Origin of the sequence: Chroococcidiopsis sp. CCNUC1 (assembly GCF_023546805.1) — a bacterium.
In the GTDB taxonomy this organism is placed as follows: Bacteria; Cyanobacteriota; Cyanobacteriia; order Cyanobacteriales; family Chroococcidiopsidaceae; genus Chroococcidiopsis; species Chroococcidiopsis thermalis.
Genome location: NZ_CP097482.1, coordinates 230826 through 257128 on the forward strand (window position 1 = coordinate 230826; position 26303 = coordinate 257128).

A 26303-nucleotide genomic window follows, 5' to 3' on the forward strand; every position below is an offset into this window, starting at 1 on the left:
CTTTGACAAAAGCAACAGTAGTCTTCCACATCCGACAAATTCCCTTTTGAAACGTTTGCTATCGTAGTTCCCCTGTTTCGCTGCTTGATGTAGACTTCCACATCCAACAAATTCCCTTTTGAAACCGTACCAATCTTCTTGGCTGTCTCAAGCTTTTGATGCAACCCAAGCTGGATAACTTACAGCCATTGCTCTAGCTCAAAAACCTGGGATTGGTTCCAAGCCAACTTTTCCAGCCATCTAGAAGCCTCTTGATAAAACTTAAATTGCTGCTCGTCGAGTCGAAACTCACGAGTGTGAACCATACGTCTGCCATTGACCATTTTTGCTCCATGATATTTGTGTAGAAGTTCGTGATACAAGACAAACTCAGCCACAAACTGGGGAATCCGTGCATCATCCAGAGTTGAGCTGATCGCTACTCGGTCTTTGGCTGGCTGATAGTAGCCAAACTTGCGGTAAGTGTTCAGTTGACTCCAACTTAGGCGTGGTTTGACTAAAGTTGAAGCGAAATACTCGCGATTGAGTCGATCGAATAACTCTTCCAAGTCGTAGCACTTGCCTTGAGCTTTGTCTCGATTCTCACAGGCAAAAGAGTCCAACTCCAGTAGCACTTGACTGTATTCTGGCGAATTAGCAAAATCTTTGACGAGCCGCGATCGCTCTTGGCTCTTGCCCAGCAATGCGTCTGTCACCAGTGCTGTCAAAACTTCCCCGTTGGCATGGATAAATCCTTCGCTAATGGTGAGAGTAGCAACGTTTCCTTGCCGCCTGTATTTGTACAATCCTGCCTGGTACGTCACCTCAACTGTTACATTTCCTAACTCCTGACAATGCTTTCGAGAAACTGCTTGAGCAATTTGCCGGGTAGAACGAGTCGCCTGAAGGTGCAATTGTAGATGGGATCGATCGCTCAAAAACTTCATCCAAACATAAATCGAGCCAGAGGAGCTACTTAAGTCGGCTGGTGTTGCCTGTTGTTGGAGGCAAATGTTTTCAATTTCTGCAACAGCGTGTGTTAAAGAGTCAAGCAGCTTTTGGAATGAACCAGTTTTTGGGGTGGAACTGGCAGCTAGGTATGAGAGTTGCTGCAAAATACTTCGTTGCCGTACTTTAATGTTCTTGAGAGGAATGGGCGCTTTTTTTGGAGAGGCAATACAACTTTCTAAAACGGGTAAATTATCCAAATCGATCCCTTTGAGAAAGGAGTAAGCCAAACGCGATCTACTTGGCAATTGCTCTGGTGTCATCCGCCCTCGATCGCATAATTGCTCGATCTCTTCAAGCGAGCTAGTGACAAATGCTTTAAAAGCAGCAACCTCCTGGGAAGAGATGCCATTATTTAAGCTATCTTGTGCCTTTTGAGCCGCTTTGACGACTCCACGAATTCGGAGCGTCATTTCTTCTTACGGCTAGTTCTCTTGCGCGGAGTCTTTTTCGCGGGTGGAGTCTTTTGCATTCCCATTCTTTTCGGTTTGGATGGGGATGGAGTCGGTCGCTCGGAGTCCGGCAAAGCTAATCCCCCCTGAATCAAATTTTTCAGCGCATTGGTAGTCAGGTCAGGAGGATCGGATTTGAGGCTGGCGTTGTACTGTTGTTGAAATGCCCCAATGCCTTCGGGAGTGGTCATATCAAATCCAGCATGATGACCCATCATCATAAATGCTTTGGCAATACCACCTTTGGAGGGATCGCTCATCATGTTGGGAAATTGGGATGCCAGCGATTCCAGATATTTGACGATCGCCTTGGCGCTGCGAAGGTTGTATTCCCGTTGGAGAAACTGCCAGAAGGCAACCAGTTCGGGAATGGCATCTTCGGCTTCAGTTGGATCGAAAATGGTGACTTTGCGCGGCAGAGTATATTCCATCAGGGTTTGTACGTCCCCTTTCGTCATTTTGGGCAGCGTCGTCTCGCCGTAGTTGTAGCCCATTTCAATGAAGGTGCCAATCCAACCGCCACCTTCTGGGTAATTCTTGAGGTGGGCTTCTCCTTCAGGAGAGTTGACAAATTGTTCGATCGCGCCATTGATGTAGTTGTCGAGGATCGGTTCAACATCATCGTAGGAGAGATTATCTAGCTGACGGATGTTAAAAGGCATATTCATCGATCTTCAAGTCTAATGCTTTTCATTCTGCCACTAGACGCACGCGCTTTGTCGGTCGCTTGTTCGATTGCCAAAGGCTGTATTCTATGTCAAGCAGTGAATTGGGTCATTTAGCAACTATCAGATTTTAGTCATACTCGTTTGAATCCGTTTGATGAAATTTTGGATGCGGCTAAAGTGCGCGCCTTGCCAGTAAATTTGAGCGCAATCCTGACAAACTGAGAATTCATCGTAAAATTCTCTCGTTTTCGGTGGGAGGCGATCGCCGATTTCTGTTTTCGTCACCGATTGCAACAAACCATTGCAGCGCAAACATCTTTGTAAAGGGGCGATCGCGTTAAATAAATCGAAGCGCCGCAAGACTTCCACTACTTGCTTAAACGAGTCTTGTTCCCGCACGCAGTAACCGTAAATGACGATACTGCGCTTCAACAATCCCCGATCTTTGGTTAATAAAATTCGGTTTTCGCGGCTAGAGATTTTAGCTAACTCTTCATCCTCGTAGTCATTTTGATACAAGGTGTCGAAACCTAACAAACGCAGGTAAGTGGCAAGTTTGCCCAAATGGATATCTAGGACAAACTGGATCTGTGCTAGTTGTGGTGGTCGCACGCGAGAGGGAGGACTTGCCTCAACTCTTACTGAAATAGGATAAACGCTAACGCGATCGCCATCGCCAATTAAATATGAAAAATCAACCGATTCACCGTTGACTAAAATTAAGTCAACTTCTGGATGCGGTATGCCCAAAGCTTCGATCGCGTCTTTGACGGCTGCCTTTTCCAGCAATTGATGCACAAACCAAACCTGTCTTTTCACTGGAGGCAAAAAGTCATTTAGTTCGGCATGAAATTGAAAATAAACTCGCTCCATCAGCATCTGGTTGGGTTTACTCAACGGAAGGCAAGATAACGACTGCCTTTCCCAAGCTCTTTCCTACTTCGCTCTTCATTGGCTCAGGTCATAACCTCACGTACTAGATTCGAGCAGTTGGAATTTCAACCTGTGATATTCTAAGCCTTCACTAGCGATCTGAACATACTGCTTGAGGTCAAATTTATCTACACTTCCCCACTCGCGAACGCAGTTTTCGCTACCAAAAACTGCTGCTCGTGTTGCTTTGTCCAGTCAATAAAAGCTACACAACGTCAGTGTACGGACAACATTTAAAACTACCGTTGTTTATTCATACCTATTATATATTTGCGGAATTTACGCAAGACATTTCTAATAAATGAATTTTTCGTGTAAGCAGTGTTAAAAAAGCAATGCGATCGCAAATAAATTAGCTATTGCCTTCAGTAAATCTTTTGAATAAGGAAAGCTAATCATTTGTCTAATTCCATCTAATTACTGTAGCTCGTTGTTGACCTAAGATCGCTATTTTCTCTGGTGACGCTAAATCTCTACAGCAAATACGATGTGGGATGTGATGCGACAAGTGTTAGCCCATATAGCGCCCGAACTGGAGTTAAGAAGTCAGATGTCAGTCAAAAGACCTTTAGTCATGAATCAACCGCAAATCGGTCAGCTCGTTCGTGAATTACGGTTGTCGATCGGGCTGACACAAGAACAGTTTGCAGCCCATTTGGGAGTTACCTGCGGTTCGATTAACCGTTGGGAAACGGGCGTAGCGAAACCTTTACCGCTAGCGCGGCAGCAGATTTGGCAATGCATAGAACAAATGGGCGCTCGTGGCGAGGAATTGTTGCAAAAGTATTTAGCTAATTAGTTTTCAAATGAAACAGCGGCTTTCATCTAAGGAATATCTGCGTGCCTTATTCACAGGAACGCAAGCAGCTCGCGCCCAAAGGACACAGTGATGGAAAAACTAAATCCTACGCCAGGTTCTATAGTCAAATGTCGTCGTCGGCAGTGGGTTGTGCTACCATCCGAACTTCAGGACATTATCCGCTTGCGTCCGTTGAGTGGGAATGAAGACGAAATCGCTGGCATCTATCGAGAGCTAGGGCTGGAAGCTATTGAATCAGCGACTTTTCCCTTACCTCAAGGCGATCGAGTACAAGACCACCGGGCTGCGCTCTTGCTAATGGATGCAGCACGCCTATTGCTGCGAAGTGGTGCGGGACCGTTTCGCTGCTTGGGACGTTTATCGTTGCGTCCCCGTCCTTATCAAGTCGTTCCCCTACTGATGGCGCTGAGATTAGAGACGGTACGACTGCTGATTGCTGATGATGTCGGAATTGGTAAAACCATCGAAGCTGGATTAATTGCCCGCGAATTGTTGGATCGGGGCGAAGCAAAGCGATTAGTCGTTCTATGCCCTCCGCATCTGTGCGACCAGTGGCAGCAGGAATTACGAGAAAAGTTTCATATTGATGCAGTCGTAGTACGCTCCGGTACGGCTTCCAAGTTAGAGCGGGGAGTACCGAATGGTTCCCATATTTTTAGTTACTATCGTCACCTAATTGTCAGTTTGGACTATGCCAAGGCAGAGCGTCGCCGTGCTAGTTTTATAACTCACTGTCCAGATTTAGTAATTGTGGATGAGGCACATACTTGTACTCGTCCAGGTAGCAAGAGTACATCCCAACAACAGCGCCATCAATTAATTGGGCAGATTGCCGAGAAACAAGACCGCCATCTATTGTTACTGACCGCTACCCCCCACAGTGGTATTGAAGAGTCTTTCTTATCACTTCTAGGTTTGCTCCAGCCAGAGTTCGAGCATTTGAGTCTCGATCGCCTGACGAAAGAGGAACGGGATAAGTTAGCCAACCATTTCGTCCAGCGACGGCGAGCGGATGTCAAGCTCTGGTTGGGCAACCAAACCCCTTTTCCAGAAAGAGAGCCGCAAGAGAAGCCCTACAAGCTATCGCAGGAGTATCGAGAGCTATTCGAGGATGTCTATAACTTCGCTCGCGGTCTAGTAAAAACTACGACACAGGAGATGAGCTATGCCCAACGTCGGGGACGATACTGGTCGGCGTTGGCTTTAATTCGTTGTGTCATGTCTTCGCCAGCAGCAGCAGTAGCAACGTTGAGCAAGCAAATCGGGAACCGAGGAGCGGGAGTCGGAAGCAGCGAAATTGAAGACTCGCCTTTGGACGAGGAACTGATGAGTTCCTACGTATACGACCCTACAGAACAGGAACAATCTGTAGATGCTCAACCCACAGTGGTTGTAGAACAAGGGCAGCGAAGCTACAGAGATGCGGACAGACGGCAGCTGAAAGCTTTTATCCAAGCAGCAGAGAAACTACGGGGCGATCGCGACCAGAAGTTGCAATCGTGTATCGCTATTGTTGAATCTTTGCTCAAAGAGGGAATGAACCCGATTCTTTGGTGTCGCTATATTGCCACCGCTAACTATGTTGCCGATGCTCTCAAGCAAAAACTAGAGAAAAAAGGCACTTCAATTCGAGTCATTGCAATTACTGGAGAATTATCGGAGGACGAGCGGGAAATCCGTTTGGAAGAGTTAAAGTCATATCCCCAACGAGTTCTAGTAGCTACGGATTGTTTGAGCGAAGGGGTAAACCTGCAATCGCATTTTAGCGCCGTTTTACATTATGACTTGCCCTGGAACCCAAATCGCTTGGAGCAAAGGGAAGGGCGGATCGATCGCTACGGTCAACCTGCCGCGAAAGTTAAAAGCTGCCTGCTTTACGGTCAGGATAATCCTGTAGATGGTGCAGTGCTAGAAGTTTTGATTCGCAAAGCCGTGCAGATCCATAAGACTTTGGGAATTACCGTTCCCGTGCCGATGGACAGCACTACGGTATCGGAAGCGGTGTTTAAATCTCTATTCGATCGCGCTACCGATGCCGTGCAGCTGTCGCTGCTAGATTTGTTGGACGGTGAGGATTCTGCCGTCGAGCAAGTTCACAAGAGTTGGGATAAAGCAGTAGAACGAGAAAAAGCCAGCCGCACCCGCTTTGCTCAACGCACGATCAAGCCAGAGGAAGTAGAACGAGAATTGATTGACTCTGACCAGATTTTAGGCAACGAGCGAGATGTGGAACGGTTCGTGCAATCTGCTTGCTCTAGCCTCAACTTAGGGCTAATCGAGAAGAAGCAGGGATGGCTGTTGCCAACACCGCCGGAATTTCTCCAGCCATTGCTAAGCAACGGGCGGGCGGGTGTCCCGCCCGACATTAGTTGCGTAGGAAATAAATCGCGGTTGCTGACGTTTACAACCCCTGCACCAGAAGGGGTGGAGTACGTGGGACGAAATCACCCCCTGGTAGAAGCTTTAGCGCGTTACATCCTGGAAGATGCACTAGAAAACGCCAAAGATCCCAAAGCAGCGCGGTGCGGCTTTACCACTACCGATGCTGTCCAGAAGCGCACAACATTGCTGTTGTTACGGCTGCGACACTTGTTAGACAGCCCCAAACATCAAACATTGCTGGCGGAAGAGTGTGCCGTAGTTGGATTTACTGGTTCTCCGTCCGATCCGATTTGGCTTTCGCCCCAAGAGGCAATGTCCCTGCTGCAACAAGCTACTCCAGTCAGCGATGTTCCTCAAGCCATCAAACAAATGGAACTACAGGAGTTGCTCGGCAGAGTTACCGAACTAGAGCCAGATTTGGAACTGTTTGCCAGAGAGCGATCGCACGAACTTTCTCAATCGCATCGGCGCGTCAGAGCAATTACCAAAGAAGGGCAGATTCAGGTTAGACCCCAGCTTCCGATGGACATTCTGGGCGTTTATATTCTCCAACCAGGACAGCGGAAAAAGAGTTAGGAATTACAACTTTTGTCCAGGTGCAATCGCTTCTGTCTGAAATATTGAATTTTGACTTTTGAGTTTTATGAAATCAGTAGCATCTACAATTACAGCCGTCCAAATTGAAGGCAACCTAATCGCTCCAGATCTGACCTCTCTGGTGCTGACGGGCAGTATCAAAGGACAAGCACCGGAGGATTTTGGTTTTGCCAAAACGGACAAGCTAGCAGATGAGATTGCTACTGCTTGGGGAGATGCCAAAGCTTACTGGGCGGCGTTTCAACGAGCGTTATTAAGGTTAGACGCGGACGATCCAGCGACAACGATTACCCGTGAATGGGCAGTGCCGCTGTTACGGAGTCTCGGCTACAACCCCGTTTACACCGCCAAAGCTGAAGTGGTGGAGGGACAAACCTACGCGATTTCCCATCGCGCCGAACCAGGAGAAAACAAGCCACCCATCCACATTATCGGTTGTCGGGTAAAGGTGGATCGGCGTCCCCCTAGCAGTACGCCCAGATTATCAGCCCATGCGCTGGTGCAGGAATATCTCAACAAGACGGAACATTTGTGGGCGATCGCAACTAACGGTTTGCGCTGGCGGTTACTGCGCGACTCTTCCTTAATGACTCGCCTGACCTATATCGAATTTGACCTAGAGCAGATTCTCAACGGCGAGAACTTTGCCGAGTTTGGGCTATTTTATCGCCTGTTTCACCGTTCCCGCTTGCCTCAAGGAATGGACGATGCGGATAAGTGCTTGCTGGAATACTACCACCAAGAGGCGCTGCAACAGGGCGGACGAGTCCGCGATCGCCTGCGCGACGGTGTAGAAAAAGCTTTGCTCCAGTTAGGTACGGGTTTTCTACAACATCCGCATAACGAACATTTGCGGCAGAAACTTGCTGAGGGTAAGCGGGTGGAGGCGGAGGTATCCTCCGCATCGGAGCCGCGTAGAGAATTAACAGATGTCGGATATTATCGTCAATTATTGCGGCTAATCTATCGCCTGCTGTTTTTAATGGTGGCAGAGTCGCGGAATTTATTGTTAATCGGAGAAGACAGAGAAAAAGAGCGAATCTACCGCGAATATTACAGCATCGAGCGACTGCGAGAGTTAGCCGAACGTCCTAGTTGGCGGCGGGAAGGTTTTCAAGATTTGTGGCAGGGATTGTGGGTGACTTTCCTGTTATTTGACGAGAATTGGCGAGGGAAATTATTGGGATTGTCGCCTTTAAATGGCGATCTATTTGGTTCCAATACGCTGCCAGATTTAGGCGATCTTGCAATTGATAACTATGATTTACTAGTAGCAATTCGTCACCTGTCGCTGTATCAAGATAAAGAACAATTGCGGCGGGTGAATTATGGGGCGTTGGATGTGGAAGAATTGGGGAGCGTCTACGAGAGTTTGTTAGACTTTCACCCCCAGATAATACAGAAGCAGGGAATCTATCAATTTGCGTTGGTATTTGGGAGCGATCGCAAAACCACAGGCTCTTACTATACCCCACCCCAACTCGTACAACAACTGATAAAAACGGCATTAGAACCTGTAATTGAAGAAAGAATTCGTACTACAAAAGCTAATTACGAATTACGAACTACGAATTACGAATTAGAAAAAGCATTATTAAGTCTAAAAATAGTCGATCCTGCTTGTGGATCGGGACATTTTCTTTTAGCAGCAGCACGTCGTATTGGTAAAGAATTAGCCAAAGTCCGTACTGGAGAAGCAGAACCAGGCAGCGAACCTTTAAAGCTAGCGATTCGAGATGTGATTCAAAATTGTATCTATGGGGTGGATTTAAACCCCTTAGCGGTCGATTTGTGCAAAGTGGCATTATGGATTGAAGGCTTTCCTGGCAAATTACCGCTCAACTTTTTAGACCACAGAATTAAATGTGGAAATTCCCTGGTGGGAGTGTTGGATTTAGATTGTCTAAAAGAGGGAATTCCCGATGAAGCTTATAAAGCGGTAACTGGGGATGATAAAAAGTTATCTTCACAGTTTAAAAAACAGAATAAGAAAGAACGGGAGAATAAGGATCAGTTATCGCTGTTTGGGGATTTAGAACCCGAACGCACCCAGTATGCAGAAAGTTGGCGGGAGTTGGGGGAAATTCCCGAAACCACACCGCAGGAAGTAAAAGACAAGGAGAAGCGATATCAAGAGACTCGGAAAAATCAGAGGTGGTGGCAAGACTATTCTGCTTGCAATTTGTGGACGGCTGCATTTTTCATGCCGTTGACCGAACAGAATTTGCAATTGTTACCGACGACAGCAGTATTAACTCAACTATTACGGGGGAATAAGTCTACACAAGAGATAGTGGAAGCAGCGAATAAGCTGGCACAGGAGAAGCACTTTTTTCATTGGTGTTTAGAGTTTCCTGAAGTATTTGAACAAGGTGGTTTTGATTGCGTAGTAGGAAATCCACCTTGGGAAAGGATTAAGTTACAGGAAAAAGAATTTTTTGCTGCTCGCAGTGCTGAAATTGCTAATGCAGCGAATAAAGCAGCACGGGAAAAGTTAATTAAGGAATTGCCTCAGAAAAAACCTCAGTTAGCACAAGCTTGGGAAGAGGCTAAACATGATGCTGAAGCTCAAAGTAAGTTTACCCGCGAGTCAGGAAGATTTCCACTGACTGCTGTAGGAGATATTAATACTTATGCTGTGTTTGCAGAAACTAATCGAATACTAATCAGGAAAACTGGACAAGCTGGTTTTATCATTCAAAGTGATATTGCTACAGCAGATAGCTATAAGCAATTTTTTGCTGACTTACTAAATAATCAACAACTTATCAGTTTTTATGACTTTGTTAATACTGAAGGTATTTTTCCAGCAGTTCACCGCACGCATCCACATTTTTGTCTAATTACAATATCTGGTCGTTCTCAAAAGCGATTGTCAGATTTGGCGTTTTGGAATACCAATATTCGGCATTTGAATGATTCTAATCGTATTTTTACTCTTTCTGCCGCTGATTTATCTTTACTTAATCCTAATACCCTCACTTGTCCAGTTTTTAGAACAAGTATTGATGCTGAACTAACTAAGAAGATTTATCAGCACGTACCTGTTTTAGAAAACGAACAAATAGGTAGCAACCCTTGGGGTATTTCATTTATGCGAATGTTTGACATGGCAAATGATAGTGGGTTGTTTAGGTATGAGGCTAGTAATGGTTTAGTTCCTCTCTATGAAGCAAAGATGTTTCACCAATTCGATCACCGCTGGGCAACGTGTACAACTACCAGTGATACTCGTGATTTAACAGATTTAGAGAAGAGTAGTTCACACTTTTTACCTCAGCCTCGTTACTGGGTTAATTATAATGAAGTTGAAAATCGATTAGGTACTAAGTGGAAAAAGAATTGGCTTTTAGTTTTTAGAAGTATTACAAATACAACTAACGAACGGACTGCTATTTTTAGCATTATTCCTAAAGTAGGTTTAGGTCATAGTGCATCTATTATTCTACCTAGCACCGACAATTCTCAAATAGCTTCGTGTCTTGTCGCTAATCTTTGTACTCTAGTATTTGACTTCATCGTTAGACAAAAAATAGGTGGCGCTAACTTTAGTTTGTTCATTGTAAAACAACTTCCTGTTATTCCCCAGAAGCATACGCCCTCAGAAGACATTAATTTATCAGCAGCCGCGTTCTCGAACTCGTCTACACCGCTTGGGATATGCAACCATTCGCCCAAGATATGGGATATGACGGCGAACCCTTTATTTGGAATAGCGAAAGACGAGCATTATTGAGAGCAGAATTAGACGCATATTATGCCAAACTCTATGGACTTACCCGCGACGAACTCCGTTATATTCTCGATCCTGCTAATGTCTACGGTTCCGACTTCCCCAGCGAAACCTTCCGCGTATTAAAGAACAACGAAATTAAACAATTTGGCGAATATCGCACCCAAAGATTAGTGCTGGAAGCATGGGATAAAATGTTTAAATAATTCGTAATTCATAATTCGTAATTCTTAATTGATGAAACACTACATAATTCAGCGCAAAAACATACGATAGAATGTCTAGTGTTTAATGCTTATAGTAATAATTTTTAAGCTAAAAGTTGAAAAGTGGAGAACGTAGAGGTTGGCGTTTTTAATCTACCTAGATGTTTGCTGTCTAAATCGACCCTTTGACAATCAAGCACAGGAGAGAGTGCGTCTAGAGTCCGAGGCAGTGCTACTAATTCTTACTCGCTGTCAAAGCCGTGAGTGGTTTCTGCTTGGCAGTGAAGCTATTGACGCTGAAATTGCTCAAACACTTGATGCAGACAGACGACAGCGATTAATTGCTTTGGCTTCTTTAGCGACAACTAAAGCAACTGTTACTAAGCAAGTTGAGTCTCGTGCGCTAGAAGTGGTTCGGTTAGGGTGTAAACCATACGATGCATTACACATTGCCTGTGCCGAGGCAGGGAATGCTGACATACTGCTCACAACAGATGACAGACTAATACGTAAAGCGGCTACTTATGACAATATGCTACAAGTGAGAGTACAAAACCCCATTCTTTGGCTGCTGGAGGTAACGAACAATGGAAATGCGTAATGCGAGTCCCATACAGATTAGGCAGCTAGGAATAGAAGCTTTAGCAAAAGCTCTTGGTCCTGTAGGAATGGTTCGCTTCTTGCAGCAATTTGAAACTGGCAGTGGCAATTATACGCGAGATCGAGATGAACTACTCAAGGATGTCAACATTGAAGATATCCTGGGTCAAATTAAGCAGATGCGGCATAACCAGCCTGCCGAAGAATGAGTAATTTTGAACAAACAATCTCCTTTTAAAAGTGACACACAGTTTTCCAATTTTAACCAAGAAGGAATTGAAGCCATGTTAAACATAAGCTTATTGAGAGGAACCAGAGTTTATCAAGAAGCTAAAGAAGAAGGAAGACTAGAAGGAAGATTAGAAAGTAGAGTTCAATTAGTGCCAAAACTCCTGCAAAAAGGACTGAGCATTCAAGAAATTGCAGACTTATTAGAGTTAGATGTAGAAGAAGTCAGAAGAGTAGCACGAGAGTAGTAAACCTCTATTGTTTCGTTTCCAAATATTAACCGCAAAGGAATTATAGCTATGCTGAACGTAAACTTTATAAGAGGAACCAAGGTTTATCAGGAAACCAAAGAAGAAGGGGCGTTAGAGGTTACAGTTAAATTAGTGCCGAAACTACTGCGAAAAGGATTGAGCATTCAAGAAGTTTCAGACATCCTAGAGTTAGATATAGAAGAAGTCAGAAGAGTAGCACGAGAGCAGTAAAACTTTATTGTTCCGTTTCCGAATCTGACCCTGGAGGAAATTGAAACTATGCTGGACTTAAGCGAATTTAAGAAAAGCCGATTATATGAAAGCGTTTTAACAAAAACTAAGTTAGAACTTGTACCAAAGTTACTAGAGAAAGGGCTTAGCGTTCAGGAAGTTGCAGAGATACTAGAGTTAAATGTAGAAGAAGTACGGAAAGCAGCACGACAGTAAAAATCTACTAGAGGATAGCGATCGCATTTTATGAGATCGGACAGTAGGAATTTCATCGCCTAACTTGGGCATTATAAGACAAGAAGATCGGCTATTAGATTTGTTTCTAGGCTGACTCTTGAAACGAGTATGCCACAATTTAAAATTTATGAAAATTCCGATTAAACTTCAGAATTTATTGCAGCAAAACGAAAATGCAATTGCAGCTGCTAGCACGTTACTGGGTCAAAAGCTAGCGTTGCTAGATTGTACGGGAGTTGCCTCAGTCACCCCAGAACAATTAACACTTTTATTTACAGGTATTCCAGAAAGTTGGGATTTACAACAACTCGAAGAAATTATCGATCTCTCTACCCTGACTGAAACCTTCTCTCACCAACTTCAAGAGTGGGTTAACCAACACTTAGGAAAAACAACTCCCACCCCTCCAAAACCATCAATTACGTTAGCGAAGCGGGGCGTAGCCCATTACGAATTACGTAGCTTGCTTCCCCGAAGGGTACTACAAATTATGCTCGATATTTTCAATTCCGCAACGAAGTTATTGACGACTACCGCCGCTATATTGAAAGTTTTCTGAGAATCCGCGACCCAAAAGTTAAAGAATTTGTCGATCGAGAACTAGAAAGAGGACAACTTTGGAGCGACCCTTTAGTGCAATTAAATCCCACCTATAAAAAAGGTGCTACTGTCACTGAATTAGTGCAACAAGGAGTTCTTCATAGAGAGTGCGATCGCTATTTTTCCAAAGACGGCAAACCCTTTCAGTTTCACTACCACCAGCAGCAAGCATTCCTCACAGCACAACGCCAAGAACCCTACGTCCTTACAACAGGTACGGGTTCCGGTAAAAGCATGACATATGTTGTGCCGATTTTTGACGATCTACTGCGCTATCCCGAAATTAAAGGAGTCAGGGCAATTTTGGTTTATCCCATGAATGCCTTAATTAACTCCCAAAAAGAAGAACTCGACAAATTTCTGCGCCAGGTTGCCAATACCCACATTCGCGTCGAACAATATACCGGACAAGAAAGTTCAGCTCAGAAAAATGAAATTCAAGAAAATCCACCCCAAATTTTGCTCACCAACTACGTGATGCTAGAGCTAATGCTCTCCCGCACTCACGAAGATAAACTTGTAGAATCTCCCAATTTAAAATTCCTGGTACTCGATGAATTACATACATACCGAGGAAGGCAGGGCGCAGATGTGGCGATTTTGATCCGCAAACTGCGGCAACGCTGCGGTCAGGATCTCCTGTGCATCGGCACTAGTGCCACCATGTCAACAGAAGGCTCTCGCGAACAACGCCGTCAGGTCGTGGCGAATGTTGCCAGCAAATTATTCGGCGTGGAAATCAAACCCAGTAACGTCATTGATGAAACCCTAGAGCGTTCTATTGGGCGTGCTGCACCTACTACTGACGAACTGCGATCCGGCATCCTAACAGGTTTACCACCAGAGCCAGAACAAACTTTAGATGCATTCAAAACACATCCCCTCAGCCACTGGATTGAGATGAACTTTGGTTTGGTAGAGCAAGAAGGGCATTTGGTGCGCCGCACGCCCATTACCCTAGAGTCAGGAGCAGCAACCCTAGCAGCACAAACCCAACTACCACCTGAAACCTGCTTAGCCGCCTTCAAACAGATGTTTCTCTGGGGGAGCAAAACAAAGGGACTTGCCTTTCGCCTGCATCAGTTCATTTCCCAAGGGGTAGCGTTTACTCCGACCATTGAAAGTCGGGTCGACGCATTCTCACTCTCGAAGGTCAGTATACTACTACCGAAAACCGCCTACTTTACCCCCTCGTCTTTTGCCGAGAATGCGGACAGGATTACTACGTAGTGCGCTACGATGCCGACAAACAAAACATTCTACCGCAATTACCTACCGCCTTGGATATTAGTGCCGACGATGCCGATATTAGCGAAGGCTACCTGACCCTAGACGATCCAGGACTTTGGGATTCTAGCGATGAAGAAAGGCTCCCCGATTCCTGGTTCACCGAAACCAAAAGGAAAGGGCGCGTTCCCAAAAAGGACTATACCAAGTTTATTCCCCAACAGCTGCAAGTGCTACCCAACGGTAAAGTCACAACCTCTGTATTGCAAGGAACTACCTGTTGGTTTATCCGCAAACCATTTCTCGTGTGTCTCAACTGCGGTGTAGTGCATGACGGGCGCAAAAATGAATTTAGCAAACTATCCCGTCTGAGCAGCGAAGGGCGGAGTACTGCAACCACCCTGCTATGTCTTTCTACTACCAGCCGCTTGAAGCAAGTCTTCACGGGTGAGAAAGCTAAAGCCGCCAAAATTCTCAGCTTTACCGATAACCGTCAGGATGCCTCCTTACAGGCGGGGCATTTCAACGACTTCGTGCAAACCAGTTTCTTGCGGGCAGCACTTTTGGGCGCACTTGGGGCAAAGGGGCAACTCACCCACAGCGAGCTAGTCAGCGAGGTTGCCAAGTACATGGGACTGTCCCAAACCGACTACGCCAAGCAACCAGCCGAGTTTGGTGTTGGCAAGCAGCGCAACGAAGAAGCCTTTCGCAAACTGATCCAATATCGCCTTTACGAAGATTTACGGCGGGGATGGCGCATTGTCCAACCCAACCTGGAGCAATGCGGACTGCTGGCGATTGAGTATGACGGTTTGGAAGCAGAATGTGCAAATGAGGCACTTTGGCAAAAACACTGCCATCCTATCCTACTGCAAGCTACCCCCAAGAACGTTTCATCTGCCTCCCTTGCCTTCTCAACCAGCTGCGGCGGGAATTGGCTATTGATGCCAAGCTTTTGCAACCAGACCAACAAGACCAACTCAAAAGCGATATTTTTCAGGCAATTAAAGAACCTTGGGTGTTTGACGAAAACGAACAGATGCATAAAGCAACCTGGGCAAGCACGAGCAGCGGCAGTAACGAAAAAGCCAAAGTCAAGCTCACACCCAGAAGTAAAATTGGTCGATTTTTGCGCTCGCCCAAAGCTTGGTCGCTGCGGAGCCAACCCTTAACTGATGAGGAGTATACCAGTTTAATCGCTGCCTTAGTTAACGCCCTGTGCGATGCTGGCTATTTGGCGAAAGAGAAATCTGAAGTACAGCTACGCATCGATTCTCTGTTGTGGAAAGCCAAGCTCCTGAGCGAAATTCCCCCCGATCCTTTAACAACTCGCCGCTTGCAGGGAAATGAAGACGCTAAAATTCCCGTCAACAGCTTCTTCCAAGAATTTTACCAAACCAATGCCTTTCAAATCCAAACGATGGAAGGGCGCGAACATACCGGACAGGTGAAAAACAAAGATCGCCAGGAGCGGGAAGAGAAATTTCGCAATGGTGAATTAGCGGCTTTGTTCTGCTCTCCTACGATGGAATTGGGAATTGACATTTCCGATCTGAGCGTCGTGCATTTGCGAAACGTTCCCCCAGCCCTGCCAACTACTGCTCAACGTAGCGGAGAGCAGGCAGGAGCGGACAGGAAGCCCTAGTCATTACTTATGCCGCGATCGGTAGCGGTCACGACCAATACTTCTTCAAACGCCAAAATCAAATGGTTGCTGGGGTCGTTGCCCCACCCAAGCTGGAATTGGCTAACCAAGATTTGGTTCAATCCCACGTTTATTCAATTTGGCTAGCGCACACTGGGGTTTATCTAGATGATTCGATGAACAAAATTCTGGAACTCGATCTCGATGGCTATCCTCTCAAAGAGAGCGTGCGTCAGGATTTAACTTTAAGCCAAAATAAACTAGCAAAATGTCTGCAAGCTACCCAATCTATCCTCTCCGATCTCTTCTGCCAAGCAGACCTGCAAAAAGCTTCTTGGTATTCTGTGAATTGGTTGCAGTTCGCCTTAGAAAATGCGCCCAATGCATTTGACCGAGCCTGCGATCGCTGGCGCAAACTGTATGGTGACGCAATAATTCAATTAGAGAAAGCCCGCGAAACGATTGACCGTTATGCTAGAGGCTATGCTTCCCAGGAAGAACACGATATTGCTAAAGCTCAGGAAAAAGAAGCACTACGGCAAAGAAGCTTATTAGTCGGATTAACCGAAAGCAAAAGCAATAGCGAGTTTGAATTTTATCCCTACCGCTACTTTGCCGCCGAAGGATTTCTACCAGGATTTAACTTTCCTCGCCTACCAGTTAGGGCATACATTCCTACAGGAGATGGCGGTGAATTCATTTCCCGCCCTCGCACCGTTGCTTTACGGGAATTCGCGCCCAGCAACATTGTTTACTACGAGGGTAGTAAATTTATGGTGGCAAAGACCAAAGTTCCCGTTAGCGGTATTGACAGCCAGTATAAACGGGCGAGCGTCTGCTTTAACTGCGGTTATTTCCACGAAGGTGATTTTCGCGACACTTGCTCTAATTGCGGTGCAGCAATTAAAAACGATCGCTACCAGAATATCGCTAAATTGACTCGCGTACTACCAATGGAAACTGCGATCGCCCGCCGACGAGAACGCATTACCTGCGATGAAGAAGAACGGCTCAAGTACGGCTACAACGTCACCACCCACTTCCGCTACGCTAGCCAAAAACAAGAATCGGCAACCGTTCAAACTGCTGAAGGCACGCCACTATTGCGCTTAACCTATGGAGCCACAGCAAAAATTTGGCGGATTAATCGCGGACTGAAGAAGAATATCGACGAGCGGGGATTTAAACTCGATACCAAAACAGGGTTCTGGGCGATCCCAGAAACGAACGAGGCGACTGACAGCTGCATACGGAAGTTAATTTAATGGTAGACGACACTTGTAATATTTTGGTTGTCGAGCCTCTAGGCGTTCCGGCTGAGAACAGAGAAGCTTTTATTGCTACGCTGCAATACACTTTAGAAACAGCCATCCAAGCAGTGTACAAATTAGAAGCCGACGAACTCGACTCCGAACGACTGGGGAAGGTAAGTATTTGCTAGTTCTGGGAAGCAGCAGAGGGGGAGCGGGAGTACTTTCGCAGCTATTGGAAAAACCAGAGGCATTTCAAAAAATCGCCGCTGCTGCTCTAGATATTTGCCATTTCAAGCAACCCAAAGAAAGCTGCGTCCAAGCTTGCTACGAATGCTTGCTATCCTACCGCAACCAATTCGACCATGCATTCATAAATCGTCATTTAATTAAACCCTTGCTCGACCAACTGCTAGCAAGTCAGGTTGTTGGCAATTCTGAAGGAATGTCCCGCGAGGAGCGATATCAGCAATTACTACAACAAACAGACCCTAATTCTAATTTCGAGCGAGTCGTTTTACAAGAGATTTATCAACGGGGATATAAGCTACCGGATGCGGCACAAGAATTAATTCCCTCAGCCAACTGCAAGCCGGATTTTCTCTATAAAACCAATGCCGCGATCGCTATTTTCTGTGACGGTTCGGTTCATGACAGTCCAGACAAGCGCAAACAAGACCAAATCGAGCGAGATAATCTCAGGTACAACACTGGTTACACTGTTCTAACATTGCGGCATGATGAGGATTGGGGAAAGAAGTTAGGAATTTTAGGAAGTCTCTAAAAAAACTCCCCCAGACAGGAGTTTCAAAGTCTGAGGGAGATTTGAGCAATGACAGAATTTGTTGTTAACCTGGCAACTAAAGATAGGGCAGGTCTTCTGGTCAAGTCGAGGGGAAGTTCGGTCTAGTAGCGTAATCTATAAAAGACCTGCCCTATCTTTAAAAGCCGCCTTAATAAGCAGGTGCTTGTACTCGTTTTTGCAACCAGCGCAGAACCGCAGCTTTCTCTAAAAGTCCAACTAGTACGCCATTCTCCCCAATTACCGGTAGCGCCGAGCGTTGCTGTTGTTCTAGGATTTTTACTGCTTCTAGTAGCGATTGCTCGGATTGAATCATCGCCGATGCTTCGATCGGTTGCATCAATTCTCGAACTTGGGTTTCTGCCCAACGTGAAGTAGGAACCACTCTTAAAGCATCTAGAGTCATCGTACCAACTAGTTGCCCTTCAAGATCGGTGACTAAAAACCTCTCCCACTTACCATGACCAAGAATCGATTCATCAGCAAATTCTCTCAAAGAAAGCTCGGCTGATACTATTGGGCTGTCAAAATTTACTACGTCTGCTACCTTAATCTTCTTTAGTGTTGACTGCAATGTAGCAGATTGGGCAGTCCTGGTAGCATTTTGAAGTAAAAACCAACCTAAGATTAAGTTCCAGAAGTTACCAAAACTACCAAACAATACTAGGGGGATTAAGCCAGAAGCGATCGCCAACCAGCCAATGAATTGCCCTGCTCTACTGGCAAAGACAACACCTTTTTCAGAATTACCCGTAATTTTCCAAACTAGTGCTTTGAGGATGTTACCTCCATCCAAAGGTAAGCCAGGAATTAAGTTGAACAGCGCCAACGCCAAATTTACGTAAGCCAACGTTCCTACAACTGCGGCGAAAGGTGCTAGTAATGGGACAGTAGCGTTAATTGTTGTCAATAACCCGAACAACAATAAACTGACTAAGGGACCAGCGATCGCTACCCAAAACGCTTCACTCGGAGTTTTTGATTCTTTCTCCAGGCTAGCAAGACCGCCAAACAGAAATAAAGTTATCGATTTAACTTCAATTCCCTGCCTCATGGCAACAAAACTGTGTCCTAGTTCGTGCGCTAAGACTGAAGCAAATAGCAATAGAGCGGTAGTTAATCCCAACAACAAGGGTAGCAAACTACCCCAAGCAGGGAATTGCATTGCTAACCCACTGGTATAACTCCAAGTCACCAAGCCCAAAACCAAAAACCAGGACGGGGCGACATAGAAGGGAATTCCAAATAGATTACCAACGCGAATAGTGCCGTTCATATAAAGCACCTCTAAACTTGAACTTTGAGAATTTGAGTAGTTTAGGATCGGCACGACACGGCTTGTCGTCAGACCTTTTCTCTCTTTCTCCATCTAGCGTAACGAATTGTAAAGAAGCTTTAAACTATTTAACTATCGTAGTATCCGTCCGCTCCAGTGCGGTTAACAAGCATCGTCAGGAAAACGCTCGCGCCTTCGAGATCGCAGAGGACGAATTGACCCGACATATTCTCATTCTTGTTGTTTGAGGGCGCTCGCTGCGGTTGCATCGAGGCTAGGGCGTGTTTGCTAACTTAAGTTATGCTGTGGTTATGAGTTGCAGTCGTTGCAACAGGTGCAACATTTCAGTTTAAGCTACTGTTCAACCCAGTCACAATAAGGAATAAGGCGATCGCGCTCTTTTACTTGAAGCTGTTTTTGTCCGGTTGACTGCGTTCTACTTAAACTATCAACAATTAATTCAATATATTTTCTTGCTAAACTCTCTTCACGATTATGCAGTTTTTTTACCTCTGGATCGTGTTGTAATATTTCAACAATTGACTCGCAGCTCAAGTTATTTTGTAATGCTTTGAGCGCAACAGTTTTACTCAACTCAATTGGAATACGTGCTTCTACTCCTCGACTGTAATCTTCCCAAAGTTGTTGCGACAAACGGTTATCTTCTACTTTTTCACGCTCGTTGGGAACGGGTTGTGTCAATGTTGGAATGCTAATAGCAGTTGCTCTAGCGGTGGAAGAAGAATTTGTAGAAAGATCGAATAAGCTTAACTGCACTCCTACCGATTCGGGTATTTGTTTGGATCTTCTCGTCCGAGGTGTTCTGGCTGTAGGTTGTATGGTGGTGCGCGTCGGTGGAGGAGAAGTTTGAGAACTTTGCAGTACGGACGGCGATCGCCCTGGCTCGAAGATAACGACTGTATGCCCCATTTCCTCCAAACGAGATTTGTATCGCTCCAATGCATGGTGGGGAAAGCCGCTCATGGGAATACGACCGAGTGCGGCAGAACCTGAGTTTTTGCTAGCTAGCACCAGCTTCAAATCATGCGCTACGACCGTAGCATCTTGAAAGAAAGCCTCGTAGAAATCGCCGACTCGTTGAAGTACTAACGCTTGTGGAGATCGATCCTTTAAAGCTAGATATTCTTGTAGTAGTGGAGATAGCTGGCGACGCTCCACGAAAGGAAGGCTATGAGAATTTGCATCGGGATGATTTATTTCTGTAGTGCGATGCCGAAGGCGGAACTTGGCTTTGTCGCGACCATCGCCCTTTAATAGCTCGGTTGGCTCGTCAACCAGTTTAGGCGAGGATTCTTGTGGTACGGCTGGTTGGGCAATCGCGTAAGCGTTGCTAACACTCGTTATCGATCGCGCAGCAGTAGCAAATCCCTGTTCCAGAAGATTTTCGCTAAAAGTTTTGGCAAAGCCTCGGTCTTGGCGACGGTACTCGCCACCAGTCAGGGGATTCTGCACGGCAGTTTGAGTCAAAGCCAGTTGTCCGCCTGAAGATATCCTAAACACCATTTCGGAGTCGATCGCCAAGTCGCCACTTCTATCTGCCAGGAAGTGTGTCAAATAAAGTTCCCGTCCGTGCCGCTCGATCGACAAACTCATGTACGGTTCGTTCTCTACTTTTAAATGAAAGTCTTCCCCCTCCAAAATTTGGGCTGCCAACCCAGCTTGATGCAGGAGTTTGGCAACATTTTTTTCTGCCGCCCCAGCTTGGAAGCGAAAGTCGGCAATCTGCAAGGCTATCTCACCAGAGGAATTTTGCCGTTCCAGCCGAGCAGTCGGTTTTATCTTCTCATCTTCGGCAGCGCGACTGTCGTTGCTCAAACCGCTTACGGCATCGCCCGACGATGCTTTATCGATCGCATCTGCCTCGACCTGCCGTTCGCCGTCCCCAACGCTCGGTGTATGAATTTCAGTATCGATCGGTATGGATGCGAGTGTAACCTTAGCACCCTCGCAGTAATAAGTTGGACAGTCTTTCTTGTCCCCTCGAATAGAAGTTATATCAATCGCGTAATCTGTATGAAGACTGTCCAACTTATTTTTGCTTAACCCCTCAGATGCTTGGGGGAAGTCGATCGCTTTACCCTGACTGACACCAGGAACGCCTACCTCAACCGATTCCGATTCGACTGGTTGAAGGGAGGGTAGGGTGATGCCGAGAAAGTTGCGGGCGACATCCTGTTTCTCAAAAGCAGCCAACCTCAAACCCTTAGTTTGCATCAATTCCAATACAGATGCAATTCTGTCTGGGGAAACAACTGCCTCCATGCGATCGCCGATGGAATAAAACTCACCTCCAACTGTCTGGAGCAAGGTTGGGTCTAGATAATACGCTCCACCGTCATTCCTGGATTTGGCAGTTTGGATGATAAAGCCGTCTCCGTAGCGGCTGCGTTGGGGCTTGATCGTTAAAGTTTCGTCAAGCGTTTTTACTTGTCCGGCGCGATCGGTGACTTCGGTGAGAAAGGTAACGATCTGTCGAGCAGTGGGAATAATTACGGGCTGCTGTTCTAAAGCTTCCTCAATATCAAATCCTTGCGGAGCGAGCAATCCTTGGCGCGTTCTGCCGCGATCGTCCGTATAATTGACGATTTTGCCTTGGAATTTTTCGTAAGCCCGCAATAAGTTACCTGTAAAAATTTGCCTTGATTCGCGGTTTTTAGACTGCTTGAGGTCGAAAGCTTGATAAATTTCCACTCCATCCCAATTGAGAGACTCAGGAGCGAGCGTGACACAGTTGGCTGAAAGGGTGTTGACTTGAGAAAAAGGTAAGGTTAAATACCGTGCTGGATCTGCTAGCACGATTTGCATCTTCCACCTGTTGGGCGTGACTGGGCTTTCATTTTCTTCCCGATTGCTGCTCCAAATTTTTCCTACGACACCGTAGAAGATATTGCCAGTCTCAGTCACGACTCTCACGCTTTCGCCAAGGGGGAAAGTTTCTAAAGTATTGCTGACGTGTTGTAGCTGTACGTTGAGGCGATTGTTGATTTTTTCAATGGATGAGGCAGATGTTTTGCCCTCAATCGCTGCCGTTCGGTAAGACTGGGTAGCTTGGAGCAACTGCTGCCGCGTAGATTCGGCTTGCTGTTTGGCGTGGTTACTAACAGTGTTGAAGTCGTGGGCTTCTACCGCTTCTACGAGTTCCAAGTTGAGATTTTCGCGGACTAAATTAATTGCTTCTAGAGTCGTGACGGGCTTACGGGGTGTTTTGGCATCTACCACTTCTACATTGACGGGGCTGGTGAAGGGAGAATTACTGTCCCGATCGCCAGCGATGACTTCCATCCGCGCCACCGTTTTTGCGTCGAGGTCGAGAAAGCGTGCTTCTAATACGGATTCTCCCATCGTTTCCTGGCGTTCGACGTACTCCGCATACTCTCGTTCGAGCAGGGCGTACACGCGCTCCTGTTCGGCGAGCGGCAGCAGGGGCAAGCGACCGGTTACTTTATTTATCAAACCCGCATTATCCGCGCTTTGAGCGCTTTCTATCCCGCCGAGCGGATCTGCTAGCTTGCGGTTTAAGCCAGGATCGTTCAGTAATAACTCAGCCGCCACCCGATCGCCGTACTCGTTCATAAAATCGACAACAGACTCCAACGAAATTCCACTCGACCGTGCAGCTGTCGTATTGGCATTAAGGGATGCCATTTTCTTAGCCAGCACCGCCGCAGGTCTTTTCTCGGCTGGAATATCGGCGTTGAGCAGGGTGAAGTTGGGCAGCACGACTTGCCCCGTGCGGTGGATGCGCCCTAACATTTGCATGAACGAATTGATTTCTTTTTCCGGTTGCACGACGATCATGTGGCGAGGTCGGCGGTCGGCAAACTGAGCCGAGGCGTGTAGCGAAATTCCCGTCGAGCCGGAGCGGTTGAGAATAATTACATCCAACTGCCCGTTGTTAAAGGCTCTGACGTTGGCGATTGCGGCGGCTTTGCTAGTTTCTTGACTCGGACGTTGCTGGTAAGTGGTAGTCCCATCAGCAGAGTAATCGATAACGTCCTTTCGCCCTGTGACTTCGTTGACGCTGTAACCTGACTGAGACAGCCTCGACTTGATGTAGTCGATCGGAGAAATCGGAATCGCGCTTAGATCGATCTTCTTAATACGGCTGAGAATGCGCTCGTAAGCTGCAACTCCTTTCGACCCTAACTCCTGGTTGGTGAGGCGGTGGCGTTCTTTGTCTCCGTAAGGGTTGCCGATGAGTACGTCCCGACTGCGCTCCAAGTAGCGCACGAGCAAGTCGCCAAAATCTAGATTAATTTCATCTCCTGGCGACAGTTGGTTTAATTTGGCATAGTCGTTGATGAATGACCCCATCGTATTTGATAGAGCAATCAGGGGTTTTTCAGGATGGGGTGGCCGCAACAACGTCAAACATTTTTGTACCGTCTGCTCGGCTTTCATCGCCAGCAAGGACTGATCGATCAAATTGTGCATGATCGACGTGAAGTTAGTGCTTTTTGCCCCTGCCATCCCTGTAGAGCTATCCCCCAAAATTGCCTTAGCTTCGGCTTTAGCTGTAGCATCCAGTTCTTTGACCGCCTCCTGCTTGTGACGGTCGAACTCCAAAATGTCAGCCAAGATCGAAGAAATTGCTTCTGCCACCAGACGATCGACGGGGACGATCTCTAAGTTAAAATTTACTCCTTCGTAAGAACGTTCGCGGCGGACGTACTGACCTGCTTGTGTCAGTTGGGCGGCGAGGGCTTGTTGCATCGGCACGCCACCCCGCTCGACAATGGAAACCAGCGTATTCATATCATGCACCGCCAGCCGCATATCCGTTTTTGCGTACAAGTCCATGACATCGGGGCGCTTGGCGTAGGTAGCGGAAGAGTAGAATACGCCCGCAGATAGCTCGATCAGTTCGCGGGCGAAGGCAGCGCGGTTTGTTGCAACACCCGTTGGTTGCCGCTCTGACTTCGTGCCTCCCGCTTCGTGGCTTTCATCTAGAATCAGAATGGCATTGGCAGCAAAAGCCCTGAGAAACTCTCTCCTGAGCGTTTCCTTCCCTTTTACCGATTGCATCTGGCTGTAGGTAGTGAAAATTCCATCGTATCTCCCCAAATTTCCCGTCAGAAGAAAATTCTCCATTTCGGTTTGATGCGATCGCGACGTAGTTTTGAGACTGCGGTAATCGTCCAAGGGAATATTTAAGTCAGAATCGGTGGGGAACGGTCTGAAGTTGGGCATTCCGATGTCTTTCAAGTCGCGTAACATATCTGCATAAAGCGATTTATTTTGCGTCACGAAGATCGGAGTCTTACCAGTAAAGCGGGCGTAGCGGATGATGGAAGCAACTACGCGCCCCTTACCCACGCCTGTTTGGTCGCCGATCACGAAACCGCTACCCTTTTCCAAGTTGCTCAGTGCCAAAGCGCAAGCATCCACTTGCTCGGCACTCAAACGTTGATGCAACTCCTGGGGCGTACCGTATCCCAAGCGGTCGGCTGCGTATTCGTCCAGCGCTCCAACTCTCTGCTCTAGAGCGTCCAACGCCCTAGCGGTACTGGCTTGCATATTGGCGGGAATTAAAGTGCCGACAGGCGTTGCTTGGCTTTTGGGAATGTATGGTAGTTGTTTAGCAGGTGGTTGGGACCGATCTTCTGCTGGGCTAAACTCGTCTTGCATCGCTTCTGTGCCTCGTGTTTCTCGATTTAATCTGCTGTCAGTTCCTCCAGCCATTCCTCCAGCCTCGTATTCTCTATGCGAGCGAGGGCGGCTTGGATCTGCTGCGGGTTCGTCAGAACTTCGACCGGAAATTCCTCGCTCAGATACAGACCCATCTTGTCGTAAAGCACCGAGTTGTACAGTATGACCGCTTCCGCCCATTGGCGGGGAGAGTCCCGTCTGCTGGGCAGAAATTGATACATCCCCCCCCGCACCATCGCCTGTTCGATCGGTTGGTAAGGCGACTCTAGGTGTGGCTCCTCTTCCTGAGTGCGACAGATCTCCCACTCCAACCGCTGGCATAGTAGTTCCAGAAATTCCTCCCGCGTCGCGATCGCCCGTTGTCGAGATGGAACCAATACTGCCATCCACGACAACCGTTGGTTTTGGGGCATCCAGACGTTGGGATCGCTCAGATATAGCGACATCGAGTACTTCCTTTAATTCGTCAAACGTCCTGTAGATTTGTGGGACAACGGCAGCAGGTAGAGGTAGCGACGACTTGCCCTTGCCTGCAATTGCAATCAGATCGATAGGAAAACCAGCCCCCTGCCTGCGGTAGAGGTCGCCCCAGATCGAAAAGTGATGGATGACATTGTACTCTTGATACAGGGTAAAGTAAAAAGCTCGGCTTTCTCGCGAGTTATAACGGCTGGAACGCTCCGCGTCTCCACCTAATTTTCCCCCAAAATCAGAACTGCTCGCTCCCTCTGGTTTCATAACTTCCAGAGCGTTGAGGGCGATCGCGTGGTCGATTTGCGTCGTGCTGTAGCGCCTTAAGTTAAATAACTTGGCTCTTCCACTCTCGTCCATCACCGAGTTGAACGGAGGGTTGGCAATGACGATATCGTGCTGTTTGGCAGGACAGTAAGTCACGGCATCTGCTTGAGTCACCATGTATCCCTGTCGCCGCAGGTCAGCCGCTCGCGACGGGTTGAGTTCGTTGACCGAAGCACGAGTCGGATTGGCTGCGAGCAAAAGTGCGCCGTTGCCAGCGGTCGGCTCGTAGACAGTCTTTTCTGGCGTAATTTGGGCTAGCATTGCCGCCAAATACGCGATCGGAACGGGAGTGCTGTATGCTTGTTGAGCGATACTGGTACTAGAGCGCGTACCGAGCGTTGGCTGACGTTGGTATAAGTCTACCAGTCGAGCGTATGCTTGACGAGGATCTAGCTGGGCAGTAGCAATAATTTTGGCAGCGCGGACTAACCCTCTCTCCACTGACTCATCGACTAACTTGGCGAGCGCCGTTCCAGGTAAAACTGAAGTATCTAATATCTTTGATGCTCGTTCGCGGGCTGAGACAATTGTGGCAAAGCTCCCGCCTTGGATGAAGCGATCGGCGAAAGCCGAAACTAGCTCGTATTCTCGATCCATGTGGTTAAAAAATTTGGCTGATACTTGAGCGGAGTCTGAAGTTGGGTATTTGTCTTTCAATCGACGGACAAATTTTTCCTCTTCCCAAGCCTTATCGACAAATGCTCGGCAAT

19 protein-coding genes and 1 pseudogene are annotated in these 26303 nt (G+C 47.0%); 15 read left to right on the top strand and 5 right to left on the bottom strand.

Going from position 1 to position 26303, the window contains the following annotated elements:
• Positions 1-179 precede the first annotated feature (179 nt).
• From M5J74_RS32115 to M5J74_RS32125, 3 genes are all read right to left on the bottom strand, one after another.
• Positions 180-1400, bottom strand: coding sequence for a SprT-like domain-containing protein (locus M5J74_RS32115; RefSeq protein ID WP_250017808.1), 1221 nt, complete (start codon positions 1398-1400; stop codon positions 180-182).
• Positions 1397-2107, bottom strand: coding sequence for a hypothetical protein (locus tag M5J74_RS32120; protein WP_250017809.1), 711 nt, complete (start codon positions 2105-2107; stop codon positions 1397-1399). Before M5J74_RS32120 ends, M5J74_RS32115 begins: the two co-directional genes overlap by 4 nt.
• Before the next feature lie 120 nt (positions 2108-2227).
• The gene (locus M5J74_RS32125; protein WP_106216133.1) at positions 2228-2980 is read right to left on the bottom strand and encodes a Mut7-C RNAse domain-containing protein; all 753 of its coding nucleotides are present in this window, start codon (positions 2978-2980) and stop codon (positions 2228-2230) included.
• Between the two features lie 610 nt (positions 2981-3590).
• On the opposite strand from M5J74_RS32125, the gene M5J74_RS32130 reads away from it, so the two are divergent.
• The 15 genes and pseudogenes from M5J74_RS32130 (at position 3591) to M5J74_RS32200 (ending at position 17831) form a co-directional block, all read left to right on the top strand.
• Complete coding sequence (locus tag M5J74_RS32130) at positions 3591-3839, top strand: DNA-binding transcriptional regulator (protein ID WP_250017810.1); 249 nt, start codon at positions 3591-3593, stop codon at positions 3837-3839.
• A 90-nt stretch (positions 3840-3929) separates the two neighbouring features.
• On the top strand, positions 3930-6818 hold the full coding sequence (locus tag M5J74_RS32135; RefSeq protein WP_106216135.1) for a helicase-related protein: 2889 nt from the start codon (positions 3930-3932) through the stop codon (positions 6816-6818).
• A 67-nt stretch (positions 6819-6885) separates the two neighbouring features.
• A pseudogene (locus tag M5J74_RS32140) lies at positions 6886-10778 on the top strand (Eco57I restriction-modification methylase domain-containing protein).
• 208 nt (positions 10779-10986) lie between these two features.
• On the top strand, positions 10987-11379 hold the full coding sequence (locus tag M5J74_RS32145; RefSeq protein ID WP_199317173.1) for a PIN domain-containing protein: 393 nt from the start codon (positions 10987-10989) through the stop codon (positions 11377-11379).
• Positions 11366-11587: a hypothetical protein gene (locus M5J74_RS32150; protein WP_106216137.1), complete on the top strand. Its 222-nt coding sequence runs from the start codon at positions 11366-11368 to the stop codon at positions 11585-11587. The genes M5J74_RS32145 and M5J74_RS32150 overlap by 14 nt, the downstream gene beginning before the upstream one ends.
• A 75-nt stretch (positions 11588-11662) precedes the next feature.
• On the top strand, positions 11663-11854 hold the full coding sequence (locus M5J74_RS32155; RefSeq protein WP_106216194.1) for a hypothetical protein: 192 nt from the start codon (positions 11663-11665) through the stop codon (positions 11852-11854).
• 51 nt (positions 11855-11905) lie between these two features.
• Entirely contained in the window at positions 11906-12088 is a 183-nt protein-coding gene (locus M5J74_RS32160) for a hypothetical protein (RefSeq protein ID WP_106216138.1), read from the top strand.
• Between the two features lie 48 nt (positions 12089-12136).
• Complete coding sequence (locus M5J74_RS32165; protein ID WP_181245265.1) at positions 12137-12304, top strand: hypothetical protein; 168 nt, start codon at positions 12137-12139, stop codon at positions 12302-12304.
• A 148-nt stretch (positions 12305-12452) separates the two neighbouring features.
• Positions 12453-12884, top strand: a complete 432-nt coding sequence (locus tag M5J74_RS32170) for a hypothetical protein (protein WP_250017811.1) — start codon at positions 12453-12455, stop codon at positions 12882-12884.
• Positions 12885-12958: 74 nt separating this feature from the next.
• Complete coding sequence (locus M5J74_RS32175) at positions 12959-14155, top strand: DEAD/DEAH box helicase (RefSeq protein WP_250017812.1); 1197 nt, start codon at positions 12959-12961, stop codon at positions 14153-14155.
• Positions 14155-15324 (top strand): hypothetical protein, encoded by a 1170-nt coding sequence (locus M5J74_RS32180; protein ID WP_250017813.1) that lies wholly within the window; start codon positions 14155-14157, stop codon positions 15322-15324. The genes M5J74_RS32175 and M5J74_RS32180 overlap by 1 nt, the downstream gene beginning before the upstream one ends.
• The gene (locus M5J74_RS32185) at positions 15282-15797 is read left to right on the top strand and encodes a helicase-related protein (RefSeq protein ID WP_250017814.1); all 516 of its coding nucleotides are present in this window, start codon (positions 15282-15284) and stop codon (positions 15795-15797) included. The genes M5J74_RS32180 and M5J74_RS32185 overlap by 43 nt, the downstream gene beginning before the upstream one ends.
• Positions 15798-15859: 62 nt before the next feature.
• Complete coding sequence (locus M5J74_RS32190; protein WP_250017815.1) at positions 15860-17062, top strand: hypothetical protein; 1203 nt, start codon at positions 15860-15862, stop codon at positions 17060-17062.
• The gene (locus M5J74_RS32195) at positions 17062-17238 is read left to right on the top strand and encodes a hypothetical protein (protein WP_250017817.1); all 177 of its coding nucleotides are present in this window, start codon (positions 17062-17064) and stop codon (positions 17236-17238) included. The genes M5J74_RS32190 and M5J74_RS32195 overlap by 1 nt, the downstream gene beginning before the upstream one ends.
• Entirely contained in the window at positions 17232-17831 is a 600-nt protein-coding gene (locus tag M5J74_RS32200; protein WP_250017819.1) for a hypothetical protein, read from the top strand. The genes M5J74_RS32195 and M5J74_RS32200 overlap by 7 nt, the downstream gene beginning before the upstream one ends.
• 169 nt (positions 17832-18000) lie before the next feature.
• Here the strand turns inward: M5J74_RS32200 and M5J74_RS32205 are convergent, their stop codons facing one another.
• Both M5J74_RS32205 and M5J74_RS32210 read right to left on the bottom strand, forming a co-directional pair.
• Positions 18001-19125, bottom strand: coding sequence for a site-2 protease family protein (locus tag M5J74_RS32205; protein ID WP_250017820.1), 1125 nt, complete (start codon positions 19123-19125; stop codon positions 18001-18003).
• A gap of 354 nt (positions 19126-19479) precedes the next feature.
• Positions 19480-26250, bottom strand: coding sequence for a strawberry notch C-terminal domain-containing protein (locus M5J74_RS32210; protein WP_250017822.1), 6771 nt, complete (start codon positions 26248-26250; stop codon positions 19480-19482).
• Positions 26251-26303 lie beyond the last annotated feature (53 nt).

What these genes read in the sequence shown, in the direction of transcription:
- M5J74_RS32115 (WP_250017808.1), bottom strand. Translation starts at nt 1,400, where the DNA reads ATGACGCTCCGAATTCGTGGAGTCGTCAAAGCGGCTCAAAAGGCACAA.
- M5J74_RS32120 (WP_250017809.1), bottom strand. Translation starts at nt 2,107, where the DNA reads ATGAATATGCCTTTTAACATCCGTCAGCTAGATAATCTCTCCTACGAT.
- M5J74_RS32125 (WP_106216133.1), bottom strand. Translation starts at nt 2,980, where the DNA reads ATGGAGCGAGTTTATTTTCAATTTCATGCCGAACTAAATGACTTTTTG.
- M5J74_RS32130 (WP_250017810.1), top strand. Translation starts at nt 3,591, where the DNA reads ATGTCAGTCAAAAGACCTTTAGTCATGAATCAACCGCAAATCGGTCAG.
- M5J74_RS32135 (WP_106216135.1), top strand. Translation starts at nt 3,930, where the DNA reads ATGGAAAAACTAAATCCTACGCCAGGTTCTATAGTCAAATGTCGTCGT.
- M5J74_RS32150 (WP_106216137.1), top strand. Translation starts at nt 11,366, where the DNA reads ATGGAAATGCGTAATGCGAGTCCCATACAGATTAGGCAGCTAGGAATA.
- M5J74_RS32155 (WP_106216194.1), top strand. Translation starts at nt 11,663, where the DNA reads ATGTTAAACATAAGCTTATTGAGAGGAACCAGAGTTTATCAAGAAGCT.
- M5J74_RS32160 (WP_106216138.1), top strand. Translation starts at nt 11,906, where the DNA reads ATGCTGAACGTAAACTTTATAAGAGGAACCAAGGTTTATCAGGAAACC.
- M5J74_RS32165 (WP_181245265.1), top strand. Translation starts at nt 12,137, where the DNA reads ATGCTGGACTTAAGCGAATTTAAGAAAAGCCGATTATATGAAAGCGTT.
- M5J74_RS32170 (WP_250017811.1), top strand. Translation starts at nt 12,453, where the DNA reads ATGAAAATTCCGATTAAACTTCAGAATTTATTGCAGCAAAACGAAAAT.
- M5J74_RS32190 (WP_250017815.1), top strand. Translation starts at nt 15,860, where the DNA reads ATGGTTGCTGGGGTCGTTGCCCCACCCAAGCTGGAATTGGCTAACCAA.
- M5J74_RS32195 (WP_250017817.1), top strand. Translation starts at nt 17,062, where the DNA reads ATGGTAGACGACACTTGTAATATTTTGGTTGTCGAGCCTCTAGGCGTT.
- M5J74_RS32205 (WP_250017820.1), bottom strand. Translation starts at nt 19,125, where the DNA reads ATGAACGGCACTATTCGCGTTGGTAATCTATTTGGAATTCCCTTCTAT.